Annotated in this window: 13 protein-coding genes; 11 read left to right on the forward strand and 2 right to left on the reverse strand. The window is 55.0% G+C overall.

The features are described 5' to 3' along the window. Nucleotides 1–12: 12 nt before the first annotated feature. The 10 genes from galE to waaA all read left to right on the forward strand — a co-directional run bounded on the left by galE (nucleotide 13) and on the right by waaA (nucleotide 10,672). Complete coding sequence (gene galE / locus FKCLFG_RS01210) at nucleotides 13–1,038, forward strand: UDP-glucose 4-epimerase GalE (protein WP_472614431.1); 1,026 nt, start codon at nucleotides 13–15, stop codon at nucleotides 1,036–1,038. Continuing rightward, nucleotides 1,031–1,975 carry a UDP-glucose 4-epimerase family protein gene (locus FKCLFG_RS01215; protein WP_472614432.1) on the forward strand — a complete coding sequence of 315 codons (945 nt, stop codon included), beginning with the start codon at nucleotides 1,031–1,033 and terminating at the stop codon, nucleotides 1,973–1,975. The genes galE and FKCLFG_RS01215 overlap by 8 nt, the downstream gene beginning before the upstream one ends. Further along, on the forward strand, nucleotides 1,959–2,519 hold the full coding sequence (locus FKCLFG_RS01220; RefSeq protein ID WP_472614433.1) for a sugar transferase: 561 nt from the start codon (nucleotides 1,959–1,961) through the stop codon (nucleotides 2,517–2,519). The genes FKCLFG_RS01215 and FKCLFG_RS01220 overlap by 17 nt, the downstream gene beginning before the upstream one ends. Before the next feature lie 450 nt (nucleotides 2,520–2,969). Continuing rightward, entirely contained in the window at nucleotides 2,970–4,949 is a 1,980-nt protein-coding gene (locus FKCLFG_RS01225) for a polysaccharide biosynthesis protein (RefSeq protein WP_472615893.1), read from the forward strand. Between the two features lie 940 nt (nucleotides 4,950–5,889). Beyond that, entirely contained in the window at nucleotides 5,890–6,210 is a 321-nt protein-coding gene (locus tag FKCLFG_RS01230; protein ID WP_472614434.1) for an H-NS histone family protein, read from the forward strand. Nucleotides 6,211–6,223: 13 nt separating this feature from the next. Then, on the forward strand, nucleotides 6,224–7,600 hold the full coding sequence (locus FKCLFG_RS01235; RefSeq protein ID WP_472614435.1) for a phosphomannomutase/phosphoglucomutase: 1,377 nt from the start codon (nucleotides 6,224–6,226) through the stop codon (nucleotides 7,598–7,600). Between the two features lie 145 nt (nucleotides 7,601–7,745). Further along, on the forward strand, nucleotides 7,746–8,012 hold the full coding sequence (locus FKCLFG_RS01240) for a type II toxin-antitoxin system RelB/DinJ family antitoxin (protein WP_472614436.1): 267 nt from the start codon (nucleotides 7,746–7,748) through the stop codon (nucleotides 8,010–8,012). Then, complete coding sequence (locus FKCLFG_RS01245; RefSeq protein ID WP_472614437.1) at nucleotides 7,999–8,283, forward strand: type II toxin-antitoxin system YafQ family toxin; 285 nt, start codon at nucleotides 7,999–8,001, stop codon at nucleotides 8,281–8,283. The genes FKCLFG_RS01240 and FKCLFG_RS01245 overlap by 14 nt, the downstream gene beginning before the upstream one ends. 89 nt (nucleotides 8,284–8,372) lie before the next feature. Continuing rightward, nucleotides 8,373–9,371, forward strand: a complete 999-nt coding sequence (gene waaC / locus FKCLFG_RS01250; protein ID WP_472614438.1) for a lipopolysaccharide heptosyltransferase I — start codon at nucleotides 8,373–8,375, stop codon at nucleotides 9,369–9,371. Beyond that, a complete protein-coding gene (gene waaA / locus FKCLFG_RS01255) occupies nucleotides 9,368–10,672 on the forward strand; it encodes a lipid IV(A) 3-deoxy-D-manno-octulosonic acid transferase (RefSeq protein ID WP_472614439.1) in 1,305 nt (434 codons plus the stop codon). Before waaC ends, waaA begins: the two co-directional genes overlap by 4 nt. A gap of 121 nt (nucleotides 10,673–10,793) precedes the next feature. On the opposite strand, the gene FKCLFG_RS01260 is transcribed toward waaA, so the two are convergent. After that, nucleotides 10,794–11,348: an acyloxyacyl hydrolase gene (locus tag FKCLFG_RS01260; RefSeq protein ID WP_472614440.1), complete on the reverse strand. Its 555-nt coding sequence runs from the start codon at nucleotides 11,346–11,348 to the stop codon at nucleotides 10,794–10,796. Nucleotides 11,349–11,651: 303 nt separating this feature from the next. Beyond that, nucleotides 11,652–12,857 (reverse strand): M20 aminoacylase family protein, encoded by a 1,206-nt coding sequence (locus FKCLFG_RS01265; protein WP_472614441.1) that lies wholly within the window; start codon nucleotides 12,855–12,857, stop codon nucleotides 11,652–11,654. A 177-nt stretch (nucleotides 12,858–13,034) separates the two neighbouring features. Here FKCLFG_RS01265 and FKCLFG_RS01270 point away from each other — a divergent pair, with 177 nt between their 5' ends. Further along, a complete protein-coding gene (locus tag FKCLFG_RS01270; RefSeq protein ID WP_472614442.1) occupies nucleotides 13,035–15,119 on the forward strand; it encodes a molybdopterin-containing oxidoreductase family protein in 2,085 nt (694 codons plus the stop codon). The last annotated feature ends 10 nt before the right edge of the window (nucleotides 15,120–15,129 follow it).

The raw sequence follows: 15,129 nt of genomic DNA on the forward strand, positions 1-15,129 counted from the left end.
AATGGATTTTAAATGACTAAAAAAATTATTTTATTAACAGGTGCGACTGGCTATATTGGCTCCCACACATGGTGTGCTTTGTTGGCTGCTGATTATGATGTGATTGGCCTGGATAATCTATGCAATAGCTCTGTGAAGGTGCTTGATCGCATTGCAGAAATTACGCAGCAGACGCCCAATTTTGTTGAGGGCGATGTGCGGGATGCTGCTTTGCTGGATGTTATTTTCTTGCAAAACAATATCCGTGCAGTAATCCATTTCGCTGCATTAAAGGCCGTGGGTGAATCTGTGCAAAATCCGCTTGATTATTATGATAATAATTTAATCGGTTTGTTGACTTTGAATAAAGTAATGCAGAAACATGATGTGAAGACTTTCGTATTTAGCTCTTCCGCAACAGTCTATGGCGACCCGCATGCGGTGCCGATAATGGAAGATTTTCCTTTATCGGCGACCAATCCATACGGTCAAACCAAGCTCATGAGCGAACAAATTTTGCGTGATCTGGAGAAATCAGATAGTAACTGGCGTATTGGGTATTTACGTTACTTCAATCCGGTTGGTGCGCATGAAAGCGGTTTGATCGGCGAGGACCCAGGTGGTGTGCCGAATAATCTGATGCCATATGTGGCGCAAGTGGCGATTGGCAAGCTTGATAAATTGCGTGTATATGGCGACGATTATCCAACGCCGGATGGCACAGGAGTGCGCGATTATATTCATGTGATGGATTTGGCGCAGGGACATGTCGCTGCTTTATTGCATCTATTCGATAAGGGCGATTCGTTCACAGTTAATCTCGGTACCGGGCAAGGTTATAGCGTATTGGAAGTGATTGCCGCTTATGCTAAGGCAAGCGGTAAATTGATTCCATATGACATGGGTGCAAGACGCGCTGGTGATATTGCTGCCTGTTATGCACAGCCATCGTTGGCGGCAGAGCTTATAGGTTGGCGTGCGACTAGGGGATTGGATGATATGTGCGCGGATTCCTGGCGCTGGCAGAGTTTGAACCCGAGCGGGTTTAGTGATGCTTAAAGTATTGGTAACTGGTGCCAATGGCTTTGTTGGTAGCGCGCTTTGTCAGTTACTCTTAAATAATAAAATTAATGTTATTGCGACAGTGCGTATAAAGTCTTCGAATAATGAATTTCCAATAGGCGATTTATCTGCATCAACTGATTGGAGTCGTGCTCTTTTAGGATGTAGCACGGTCATTCATTTGGCTGCACGTGTCCATGTGATGAATGACAAGTCTAGCAACCCGCTTACACTTTTTCGGGCAGTGAATGTGGACGCGACAATGAACTTAGCGCGGCAGGCAGCACAGATTGGCGTAAAACGATTTATTTTCATAAGCTCTATAGGCGTAAATGGAGCAGAAACTTTTTTGGCGCCGTTTTCGGAGTTATCAAAGCCGCAGCCGCACTCGGATTATGCTTTATCGAAGTTTGAGGCGGAGGAGGGATTGAAAGATATCTGTGCTAAGTCTAGTATGGATTTTGTGATAATTAGACCTCCTTTGGTATATGGTTCGAATGCACCTGGAAATTTTTGGAGTTTGTTAAGATTTGTTCACAAGGGCTTCCCCTTGCCACTAAGTTTAGTTAAAAACCAGCGATCAATGGTGGCACTCGAAAATTTAATCGATTTCATCAAAGTTTGCATCGAACACCCACAGGCTGCGAATCAAATTTTCTTGGTGGCTGATAATGAAAGCGTTTCTACACCGGAACTGATTCGTGTATTGAGTGAGGGCATGGGTAAGCCAGCTAGATTATTTCCATTGCCAGTGCAAGTCCTGAAATTGGGTGCCTCTTTGTTGGGAAAGAAAAGCATGTATCAACAGCTTTGTGGTTCACTTCAAGTGGATATTACTAAAGCGCAAAGTATGCTGGGCTGGGTGCCGCCGGTGCGTGTGGATGATGGATTGCGTCGTGCAGCCAAAGGGTATTTATATGAAAAGATTATTTGATTTTGGTTTGGCTTTATTCGCATTGCTGATTTTATTGATACCACTTTGTTTGGTGGTGGTACTCGTTAAATTGACCTCTGCTGGTCCTATCGTCTATTGGTCCGATCGCGTCGGGCGGTTTAACAAAATTTTCAAAATGCCGAAATTTCGGACCATGCGGGTCGATACGCCGGCCGTGGCTACACATCTTTTATCGGACCCGAAGCAGTTTTTGACGCCTGTGGGTTCTTTTTTGCGTAAATCGAGTCTGGATGAATTGCCGCAGCTTTGGAGTATTTTCAAGGGCGATATGAGCTTTGTTGGCCCACGGCCGGCTTTGTTTAATCAGGATGATTTGGTGGCATTGCGTACGCAATATGGCGTTGATAAGGTGTTGCCGGGGTTGACCGGCTGGGCGCAGATCAATGGTCGGGATGAGTTGCCTATTCCGGATAAGGTCAAGCTAGATGTCGATTATGTGCGCCGCCAATCGTTTTGGCTGGATTTGAAGATCATATTTTTGACCTTTTTGAAGGTGGTGCGGCGGGATGGGGTGACGCATTGAGGTTAGTTACTGAATCAAGGACAGGCATGTGTTGAAATCTCTGGGGTTGTGAGGCCGTCAGTGCCTGGTTCTGTAGCAGGCCGGTGACATACATGAAAATGTTGGGTTTCTCTGCGCTCAACGCCAGCCTTCCACCTACTTTCCTATTTTTCACTTAAATTTTTTTTGTAGGGGTATGTCAAATAACATGCCATTCTTCGCATATAAAGCATACGGAATGTAAAAATACCCCGTAGGTTGGTGTTGAGTAATGCGCAGACCAGCATTGTTTGAATCGCCCTCACGCTCACGGTAGTTGAGCGATTCATAACGGGTTCAATAGTTGCAATGTGTGACCGTATGGCGCACGGCTATTTCGAGATTAACCTTGATGCTGTTTGAGATGCCGTGCAGCTTTCGCTGCCAGAGCTTGAGCAGAAAACGCTTGTTTATTTGGATTACTCATTAATGTTGAAGTCACTCTTGGATTTTTCCCGTTTCCATAAACAGATCATCGCTGCAATGGTGGATCTGTTTTGTTTGCCGTTGACGTTTTGCATGGCAGTCTGGTTGCGTTATGACGGTTTCAATATTGCATCTCTGGAGCCGTACGTTTGGCTAATTCTTGCTGCGCCGCTGGTTTCGATTCCAATTTTCATCAAGCTGGGCTTGTATCGTGCGGTTATTCGATTCATCGACCACAAGATTGTGTATGTTGCGGTGATTGGGGTAACGCTTTCGGTGGTGGTGCTGCTGTCTTTGGCGGCATTCGCAACCCATATGATGGGGTTGTCGCGCGGCGTATTCGGTATTTACTGGGTGAGTGCGATCCTGTATGTGGCTGCCAGCCGGTTTGCGGCGCGCAGTTATTTTGTGCATGCCAGCGGTATTTCCGGCGGCACGCAGGTGGCAATTTATGGCGCGGGAGGCACTGGCAATCAACTGGCCAATGCCTTGAACCATACCAGCGATTACCGGCCAGTGGCTTTTATTGATGACAACAGAGAACTGCGGGGCGCAACGATAGCCGGCATTAAAGTGTATGCGTTCGATGCTTTGCCCCAGCTGTGTATCGATCGTGAAATCAAAGAGGTTCTGCTGGCGATGCCGTCGCTGAAGGGGGTGCCGCTGAAGCGCATTCTCGAGCGGCTGGCGCCGCTGAAGGTGAAGATCAAGGTGACGCCGCCTCTTCGAGATATCCTCAATGGCAAGGGCGTGTTGCGCCTGCAGGATGTGCGCGAGATCGAGATCGAGGATTTGCTCGGGCGCGACCAGGTCGAGCCGAATCCGCGGCTGATTACAGCGTGCATCACTGGCAAGTCGGTGATGGTGAGCGGTGCCGGTGGCTCAATCGGCTCGGAGTTGTGCCGGCAGATACTGCGCCACCAGCCTGCCAGGCTGATTTTGCTGGAGATGTCGGAGTTCGCGCTGTATTCCATCGAGCAAGAGTTGCGTTTGTTGCAAAAGACGCTGGGCGGTGCGGTGGAGTTGATGCCTTTTCTCGGCTCGGTGCTGGAGAGCGAGAAGTGCCAGCGCATCATGCGCACTTTTGCAGTGGAGACGGTTTATCATGCGGCCGCTTACAAGCATGTGCCGCTGGTCGAACATAATCCGATCGAGGGTATTCGCAATAACGTCTTTGGCACGCTCAGCATTGCGCAAGCGGCGATGGCCGTCGGGGTGAAGAATTTCGTGCTGATTTCAACCGATAAGGCGGTGCGCCCGACCAATGTGATGGGCGCCACCAAACGCCTGTCGGAACTGATTTTGCAGGCATTTGCCCGACAGCAATGTGCAAAGCTGCTCCACGGACAAGCGCATACGCGTTTTTGTATGGTGCGCTTTGGCAATGTGCTGGGCTCGTCGGGCTCGGTGGTGCCGCTGTTTCGCAAGCAGATCATGGCGGGCGGCCCGATCACGCTGACGCATCCGGAGATTACGCGCTATTTCATGACGATTCCGGAAGCGGCGCAACTGGTGTTGCAGGCCGGCTCGATGGGCGCGGGCGGCGACGTCTTTGTGCTGGATATGGGGGAGCCGGTCAAGATCATGGATCTGGCCAAGCAGATGGTGCGTTTGAGCGGGCTGGAGGTCAAGAGCGAAGCGACCCCAGAAGGTACGATCGAGTTGCTTCACGTCGGCCTGCGCCCGGGCGAAAAATTGTATGAAGAATTGCTGATCGGCGATAACGTCGAAGGCACCGATCACCCGCTGATCATGCGTGCGCAAGAAGCAGAAATTCTCTGGCCAGAGCTGCAGGACCTGTTGCAGGAATTGGGAAATGCCTGCGAGCGCTTTGATTTTGAAGAGCTCAGGGCGGTATTGCAGCGCGCAGTAGGTGAATATGCGCCGCAGTGCGGGATCGAGGATCTGGTATGGCGCGAGAAGAATAAGTCAACGACGGTGCCTGTGGCTGCGATGTTGCATCAAGATAGGATTGTGGCTTTGTAAGAGCGCAGTGTGGTTTTTGTAAGGGTGGGGTCGATCGCAATAGTGGTCAAGCTTGGATGATCCAGTTGGCAACGTAATAAATACCACCATCACTCCCGCTTGCTCTGGAATCTATAAGTGGGTTATGCCGCGATATATTCCGGCAGATCATCAGACAGATCGCGCACGCAAGGTTTCTTGCTGAATCAATTTTATCTTCCGCGCACTAATTAATTAGCGATAAATAAATATAGTTATAACTATTCGTCCTTCGAAAGATTTAATCTGTGACGAATGGTTTTTAAATATACAATTGGGACATTGAAAAATGAAATGGTGTCGTCCAATCCAATTGACTATAGCTTTAATTATTGTAAAAACAAAATGTCATGCAGAAAGATTCATTTAGTGTCCGGAACTGACGATTAAAATGTGATTAAGATTTCTCTGTCGGACCACAAGGGATTTTTTGCAGCATATATAATCGGTGACCTATTTTCCAAATAGGTACAGGACAAAAAACTGGGTTTGGTCAATGGTATTCATTATTTGCGTAAAATCTTTGTTTCGTGCGCGGAAATTGTAAAATCGATTAAACCGGTTTATCTGTTACTTAAGAATCTGGATGATGAGATTGTAAAGAAGTTTGCAACACGATCACGATGGATAACCAGATTGCGATCAACGGGCATTTCGAAAAACTCCGTTTTATTGTCGGCCCGACCTTATCCACCGGACCATCTGCACACGCGACAATGGTATTGGTTAGCTGCTTTATGTTTGGGGTATTTTTGTCGATGGTATTTGTGTTTGATCGCAATTGTTGGTGCGAAAATCGAAGCAAAATATACGATTGAGAATTGCCCATAGAAAATAATTGTCCATATCGTTTGAACCCAGATGAATGGACTTGGTGGAACACAGTTGTGAATGTGGTTGCAGTATTTTTCAAGGAGACATAATGGATTTATCAAAGCTGTCAATAGCGGAATTGCATGCGCTGCAAGACCAGATCGCCAAAGCGTTGAAAGATCGCGAGCAGGCCGAACGCGCAAAGGCACGCGAACAGATCATGGCGATTGCGCAAGGCGTGGGCATTCCGCTCAAGGAATTGATGGGCGCGCAGGTGCGCACAGCCAAGACTGCTTCAGTGACGAAAGTTGCAGTCCGTTATCGGCATCCTGCCGATGCTTCCCTGCAATGGACCGGCCGAGGACGCCAGCCGAAGTGGGTGCATGAGTGGCTTGCATCGGGCCAATCGTTGGATGCGTTGAAGGTATAAGGATTAGTTGAATATGCTGCCACTCTCAAAGACCATTTTCAAAGCCTACGACATTCGTGGCATCGTCGGCAAGACGCTGGATGCCGGTATTGCACACCAGATCGGTCAGGCTTTCGGTTCTGCGGCGCGGGCCAGGGGCGAGCGCACCGTGGTTATCGGTCGTGATGGCCGGCTGTCGGGGCCGGAGCTGGCAGCAGCACTGGCCGCCGGTCTGCAAGCGTCCGGCGTGGATGTGATTGATCTCGGCGTGGTCGCTACGCCGATGCTGTATTTCGGTACTCATATACTAGGTGCGCAATCCGGCGTGATGGTCACCGGCAGCCATAATCCACCCGATTACAACGGCTTCAAGATGGTGCTGACTGGCGAGGCGATTTACGGCGCAACGATTTTGGCGCTGCATCAAGCCATTGTGGACGACGATTTCACGCATGGAGCCGGCGGTTACGACACCCACGATATCCGGGACGCGTATTTGCAGCGCATCGTAGGCGACGTGAAACCGGCGCGGCCGATCAAGATTGCGATCGATTGCGGCAATGGCGTGGCCGGCGCATTCGCCGGGGATTTATACCGCGCCATGGGTTGCGAGGTGATCGAACTGTTTTGCGAAGTCGATGGCAATTTCCCGAATCATCATCCGGACCCGGCGCATCCCGAAAATCTGCAGGATTTGATTAAATGCTTGCAGGAAACCGATGCTGAAATCGGCCTGGCTTTCGATGGCGACGGCGACCGTCTGGGAGTGGTGACGAAGGATGGCCAGATCATTTATCCGGATCGTCAATTGATGCTGTTTGCCGCCGATGTGCTGACGCGCAACCCGGGGCGCGAGATTCTGTACGACGTCAAATGCACCCGCCATATTGCGCCGTGGGTCAAGGAACATGGCGGCATTCCACTGATGTGGAAGACCGGGCATTCGTTGGTCAAGGCCAAGATGCGCGAGACTGGCGCGCCGTTGGGCGGCGAAATGAGCGGCCATCTGTTCTTCAAGGATCGCTGGTACGGTTTTGACGACGGCATGTACGCCGGCGCGCGCATGCTGGAATTGCTCACGCGCGTGATTGATCCTTCTGCGGTGCTGAACGCGTTGCCGCAATCGATCAGTACGCCGGAGTTGCAACTGGAGCTGGCGGAAGGCGAGAATTTCAGCCTGATCGAGAGTTTGCAGCGCGATGCGCGCTTCCCGGATGCGCAGCAGATCATTACGATCGACGGCTTGCGGGTCGAGTATGCGGACGGTTTCGGCCTGGCGCGCGCATCCAATACCACGCCGGTAGTGGTGATGCGCTTCGAAGCGGAATCGCAAACGGCGCTGGAGCGGATTCAGGCCGATTTCAAGCGCGTGATTCTGGTGGCGAAAGCGGATGCGGTGTTGCCGTTTTAATGGGCTGCATGAGTTAGTGTCCGGTAATGTCGCGCCCGGGCCGGTAGAGGTCGGACCTGGGTGCCGCTCCTATGGCGGCGCCGTTGATATGTAGTCACAGCGCGACTACAATCTAACTTCAAAAACCGTTTATAGGAAAATTGCCATGAGCACTGCCGACACCTACGTTCGCGCTCGCATTGATACCGAAACCAAGGAACGCGCCGCCGAGGCGCTGGCAGCAATGGGCTTGTCCATCTCGGATGCCATCCGCTTGCTGATGCTGCGTATAGCGGATGAGCGCCGTTTGCCTTTCGATGTGAAAGTGCCAAACGCGACCACTCGCAAGGCCATTGCCGAGCTTGAAGCGGGCAAGGGCAAGAGCTTCAACAGCGTCGATGCGCTGATGGCGGACTTGAATGCGGACGATTGAACGCGCATCAGCATTTAATCGTGATTACAAACGCGTAAAGGCAACGCCGCGTCACAGCAAGGACGTTGATTCGCTTGTTTCTGCAATCGTGGCGCTGCTGCTGGCTGATCAACCCTTGCCGGAAAGTAACCGCGATCACACATTGAACGGTGATTGGGCCGGCTACCGCGAGTGCCACATCAAGCCCGACTTGCTGCTGATTTACCGAAAGCCGGACGAAGAAACCTTGCGACTAGCGCGGCTTGGTTCCCACAGTGCGTTATTTCGTTAAGCCGGTGACATTCCGTCGGCTTAATGGATTTTATGCTCCGTTTTCTGATGTGATTCTCCTACCAGGCTTTTGATTAAATTGGATTTGCGTTGAATATTCTGATAGTCCGGGTCTCTTCCCTCGGTGACGTGGTGCATAACATGCCGATGGTGGCGGATATTTTGCGTCATTATCCCGCTGCGAAAATCGATTGGGTGGTTGAAGAAGGGTACGCCAGCCTGGTGCGCCTGAATCGCGGCGTGCGCAATGTGATCCCGTTTGCATTGCGGCGCTGGCGCAAGAGTTTGTTCGCGCCGCAAACGCGGGCCGAAATCGCTGCTTTTTATCGCATCCTGCGCCGCGAATCGTATGACCTCGTGTTCGATACCCAGGGCTTGCTGAAGACCGGGGTGGTGATGCGGATGGCGCGCCTGAATTCTGGCGGCAAGCGCTTCGGCCTGGCCAATGGAACCGAAGGCTCCGGCTACGAAGGTCTTTCCCGCATATTTCACACCGATAGCGTGGCGGTCGGCCGTTTCACCCATGCGGTGGCGCGCTCGCGGCTGGTGACGGCGGCGGCGTTCGGCTACACCTACACAATCGATAGCCCTGCCGATTTTGCCTTGCAGGCACCGGAGTTGCAGCCGCAGCCAACCTGGCTGCCGCCAATTCCGTATGCGGTTTTTTTCCATGCGACTGCGCGTCCGGCCAAGCAATGGGCGCCGGCAAACTGGATACAACTGGCACATAGCTTGGGGCAGCGCGGCTTGCCGATCCTGCTGCCGTGGGGCAGCGCTGGCGAGAAGCGCGCCGCCGATACTCTGGCTGAAAATATCCCGAATGCGCAGGTATTGCCCAAGCTGCCGATGATGGAGGCGGTGGTATTGGCGCAACGCGCGGCGCTGGTGGTCGGCGTCGATACCGGCTTGACCCATGTCGCCGCCGCATTCGAGCGTCCAACCATCGAGTTGTATTGCGATTCGCCGCGCTGGAAGACCGAGGGTAACTGGTCGCCGAATATCATCAATCTGGGCGACCGCGGCACTCCGCCTGCGGTGGCCGAGGTCGAGGCGGCCGTGACGCAATTGCTGGGCGCATGCGGTCGATGAGGCCGAATCTGGCGCGACGCTTATATTCGCTGGCGTGGTGGCTGTCCATGCCGGTCGTGCTGGCGCGGCTGTGGTGGCGTGGCCGCAAGGAAGCCGGCTATCGGCAGCATCTGGCTGAACGGTTTGGCTGGTATAGCGGTGCGGCGTTAAACCTACACGGCCGCAAGATTCTGTGGCTGCACGCGGTGTCGGTCGGCGAGACACGCGCCGCCGAGCCGCTGATCGAAGCGTTGCTCACCGCCTATCCCGAACACACGGTTTTGCTGACCCACATGACGCCCACCGGGCGCGCCACCGGCCGCGCGCTGTTTGCCAAACATGCGCCGCGCGTGCTGCAGAGTTACCTGCCCTACGATACCGGCTGGATGGCGGCGCGCTTCCTGCGCCATTTTTCGCCGCAGATATGCATGTTGATGGAAACCGAGGTATGGCCGAATCTGATCGCAGCATGTGTGGCGCAGCGGGTGCCGGTGGCGCTGCTCAATGCCCGGCTGTCAGCGCGTTCCTTGCGCCGGGCCCAGCACTTTTCCGGCTTGATGCGCGAGGCGGCGCAGGGCTTGTCGTGCGTGGCGGCACAAACGCCGGCAGATGCAGCGCGCCTGCAGCACATCGGCGCGCGCGACGTGCAGGTTACTGGCAGCATCAAATTCGATGTGTTGCCGCCGGCCGCGGCGCTGGCGCTGGGGGAAGCTTTGCGCGCGCGGATCGGCGCGCGCCCGGTATTGTTGTGCGCCAGCACGCGTGAAGGGGAAGAAGCATTGATCCTCGACGCGCTGCAAGCTGCAGGCACGGGTCCAATGTTGCTGCTGCTGGTGCCGCGCCACCCGCAGCGTTTCGATGCGGTGGAACAGCTGCTCAAGGCGCGCGGCCTGATCCTGCAGCGCCGTTCGTCGCTCGACGCTGCAATGGCGGGAGAGCCGATAGCGCCGACTGTGCAGGTGTTGCTGGGCGATTCGATGGGGGAAATGTTTGCCTATTACGCGGCTTGCGATGTCGCCTTCATCGGCGGCAGCTTGCTGCCCCTGGGCGGGCAGAATCTGATCGAAGCTTGTGCGCTGGGCAAGCCGGTGCTGACCGGGCCGCATACTTTCAATTTTGCCGATGTGACCGAAGAAGCGATCGTCGCCGGTGCCGCGCGGCGTGTTGCCGACGCCGCCGAACTGCTGCGCGCGGCAGCAGTTTTATTGTCCGAAGCTGGGCAGCGGGAGTCTGCCGGACGCGCTGCGCAAGCCTTTGCGCAGCGCCATCGCGGTGCCACCAAGCGCACCTTGGCTTTGCTGCAGGCGCTGATTCCGGATTGATGTAGTTGCCATCTTCAACCTGAAATCAGCATCGTAGGATGGGAGAAACCCATCATTTGCGTTGATAACAATGGGAAAGTGATGGGTTTCACCCATCCTACGCACCCATCCTACGCCCCCATCAAAACATCATTTTTGCGCTTAAAACGGCAAAACTTACGCCGCCGTTCGGCTGCTTGATCCCGCCGTTGGAGAAATGCTGGACTTTCAGGCCGAGATCGAGCTGGTTGGCAAATACATAGCCTATTCCTATGTGATCTCCGAACTGAAAGGCGGTCGAGAAAGTACGGCCATTATTGTCATATACATGGGAGAGCAGGTGGGCGCCAATGCCTGCTTCTGCATAAGGACCGGTTTTGCTATCGCGCTGGAAGCGAAACACCGGCGTAATGCCGATGTCGGTAATATTTTGCGTGGCATCCGGCCGATTCTGATAGCGCGTGCCGCGCCATTGTGCCAGTGTCAAATCCCAATAACCGCCGAGATGGGTATTGTTCGATTGCCACCATGTATTGGCCCAGTTCCATTGGGCGCCGAGACGAACCATCTGCGTCTTGTTGCCGGTGGCTGCCTCGATGGAGGCGGAATCAACCGCATAACTGCTGGTCTGCATGCCGATAATTGTGATGTTTGCGCACAGAATTTTGATGGCGATTTGCTTCAGATGTGGAGTCATGGCAACTTTCTAGTGTCAATAAAAAGCGTTTCGTTACTGGATTACTTCTATTTAATATTGTGCCATCGTTATCGAAGCTCTGGGTCTACGATCCTGGTTTTGGTGGTGCCAACCCGGCCGCGATTGGTCGTTATTCGGTTTTGCTATTCAGGTACATTGTCAGTCCTTTCAGGACTGTTCGCGGCCTGGTCCGCTCCACCACACTGCATTTATTATAATTAAAAATTGTGGAGTATATCGATTTTGTGGTGTTTCTACGCATATAAATAAAGCGTAATAAAAATATACATTATCTAGTATGATTTATTCTTTCAAATCCTTCCGGGCAAGTAATACTTGCGCCAGCCTGACCCAGTACGTGGCTCCGATCGGCAGCAGCGCATCGTTGAAGTCGTAGCTGGGGTTGTGCAGATTGCACGGCCCCAGCCCGTGCCCGTTGCTGCGGTGATCGCCGTCGCCATTGCCGATGAATACATAGCAGCCTGGTTTTTCCTGCAGCATGAAGGCGAAATCTTCGGCGCCCATCGTGGGCTCGACCTGCGCATCGACCCGCTGCGGCCCCACGATGGATTGCAGCACGGCCACCGCGTCCGCGGTTTGCTGCGGATGGTTGATCAGCGGCGGGTAATTGCGCTTGAATTCGAACTTTATCTCGGCGTCGAAGGCGCTGGCGGTGTGCTGCGCAATCTCGCGCATGCGTTGCTCGATCAGGTCCAGCACGTCGATGTTGAAGGTGCGTACGGTGCCGATCAAGGTGGCGTGATCCGGAATCACGTTGGTGGCGCTGCCGGCGTGGATTTGCGTAATCGACAGCACCGCAGCATCGTTCGGATTCTTGTTGCGGCTGATGATGGTTTGCCAGCTTTGCGCAATCTGCACCGCCACCATGACCGGATCGATGCCTTTGTGCGGTTGCGCCGCATGGCCGCCTTTGCCGCTGACGATGACTTCAAATTCGTTGCTGGACGCCATCATCGGCCCCGGCGTGACGCCGAAACTGCCGACTGCTATGCCGGGCCAGTTATGCATGCCGTACACCGCATCCATCGGACATTCTGTAAACAAACCGTCGTCCATCATCTGGCGCGCGCCGCCGCCGCCTTCCTCGGCCGGCTGAAAAATCAGGTAGACGGTGCCGTCGAAATCGCGCTGTTGCGACAGATAATGGGCGGCCCCGAGCAACATCGCGGTATGGCCGTCATGGCCGCAGGCGTGCATCTTGCCGTCATGGCGGGACGCGTGCGCGAAGGTGTTGATTTCCTGCATCGGCAGCGCATCCATGTCGGCCCGCAAGCCGATCGCGCGTTTGCTGTCGCCGTTCTTGATGATGCCGACCACGCCGGTGCCGCCCATGCCGCGCAGGATCGGAATGCCCCATTCGGTGAGTTTGGCCGCCACCACATCGGCGGTGCGCTGCTCTTCGTAGCAGAGTTCGGGATGGGCGTGGATGTCGCGCCGGATCTGTTGCAGCTCGGCCTGGAACTGCAGGATCGGATCAAGTAATTGCATGGTGTTCTCCACATTCTTTTGTTGCCGGCAAGGCTGGCAATACGCATGGTCATGGTAACTCCATCGGTAATGCGCGTGTGAATGCGGCGCGCCCAGTTTCGGATGGCGGCGGCGCTGCTTCGGCCCATTTGGATTACAGTGCAGGGTACAAATCTACCAAAGCAAAGCGAAAATCCGATGACAACTTCGATCGTCCGTGCGGTTTGCCCGCACGATTGCCCCGATACCTGCGCGCTGCTAGTGACGGTCCAGGATGGCGTGGCCACTGAGGTGCGCGGCGCCCCGGATCATCCGACTACGGCCGGCGTACTCTGCACCAAGGTGGCGCGGTATGCCGAGCGCACATATCACAAGGACCGGCTGCTGTCGCCGATGAAACGCATAGGAAAAAAAGGCGAGGGCAAGTTCGCGCCGATCAGTTGGGATGAGGCAATGACAACCATCGCGGCGCGCCTGCACAGCATCACTGCGCGCGGCGGCGATGCCGCCCAAGCAATTCTGCCCTACAGCTATGCCGGCACCATGGGTTTGGTGCAGGGCGAATCGATGGCGATGCGGTTTTTCCACAAGATCGGCGCGTCCCGGTTGGAGCGTACCATTTGTTCCACCGCCGGCGGCGAGGGCTACAAATACACGATTGGGGCGCGGATCGGCACCGATGTCGAGCAGACCGAACATGCTAAATTAATCCTGATCTGGGGCGGCAACCCGATTGCTTCCAACCTGCATTTCTGGATGCGGGCGCAACAGGCCAAGCGCAACGGCGCCAGGCTGATCGCGATCGATCCGTACCGCTCGCTGACGGCGGAGAAGTGCCATCAGCATATTGCGTTGCTGCCTGGCACCGATGCCGCACTGGCGCTCGGGCTGATGCATGTGCTGATCGCCGAGAACCTGGTGGATCAGGATTACCTGGATCGCTACACCGAAGGCTTCGCGCAACTTAGCGAACGGGTGGCCGAGTGGCCGCCGCAGCGGGTGGCTGCGACCTGCGGCATCAGCGTCGATGAAGTGCTGCAACTGGCGCGCGATTACGGCAGTACTGCACAGCGCGGCGAAGCGACCCTGATCCGGCTTAATTACGGCGTGCAGCGGACCGGCGGCGGCGGCATGGCGGTGCGCAATGTTGCGTGTCTGCCGGCGTTGGTGGGCGCCTGGCGGCATGCTGCGGGTGGGGTTTTGCTGTCCTCTTCGGACGCCTTCCCGAAAGATCATGCGGCGCTGGAACGGCCCGATTTGCTGGCCGGGCGCACGCCGCGCAGCATCAACATGGTGACTATTGGCGACGATTTGCTGCGCGCTGTGAGCCCGGAATTCGGCCCCAAAATCGAAGCGCTGATCGTGTACAACTCGAATCCGGTGGCGGTGGCGCCCGAGTCCGGCAAAGTGGCGCAGGGCTTTGCGCGGGAAGACTTGTTTACCGTGGTGATGGAGCATTTCCAGACCGACACCGCCGATTACGCCGACATCCTGTTGCCTGCCACCACGCAGCTGGAGCATGTCGATATCCATTCGACCTACGGCCATTTGTACATGATGGCGAACAATCCGGCGATTGCCCCGCTGGGTCAGGCGAAACCGAATACAGAAATTTTTCGTATGCTGGCGGCGCGCATGGGGTTTGCCGAGCTCTGTTTCCAGGACAGCGACGACACCATCGCAGCGCAGGCATTCCGCACTGACGACGCGCGTGTCGCCGGCCCCTACTGGGAACAACTGAAGCAGCGCGGCTGGCAAAAAATGGTGATGCCAGACGCGCCATTCGCGCACGGCGGCTTTCCAACCGCATCGGGCAAATGCGCGCTGTATTCGCAGCCGATGGCCGACGCCGGCCTCGACCCGTTGCCGGCTTACAACGCGCCGCATGAATCGGCGGCCAGCAACCCGGAACTGGCGGCCCGTTATCCGCTGGCGATGATCTCGCCACCGGCCCGCAATTTCCTCAATTCCACCTTCGTCAACGTGCAAAGCTTGCGCGCTACCGAAGGCGAGCCGCATCTGGACATGCATCCGGCCGACGCCGCAGCGCGCGCCATTGTGCAAGACGACAGGGTGCGCATCTTCAACGACCGCGGCAGCTTCGTGTGCCGGGTGCGCATCACCGACAAGGCGCGCCCCGGTCTGGTGGTGGGGCTGTCGGTCTGGTGGAAAAAATATGCGGCCGACGGCAAAAACGCGAATCAGGTTACCAGCCAGCACCTGACCGACATGGGGCGCGGACCGACTTTTTATGACGTGCTGGTCGAGGTAGAGAAGGTGTGAAACCGGTGTG

Source organism: Gelidimonas denitrificans (assembly GCF_055694065.1).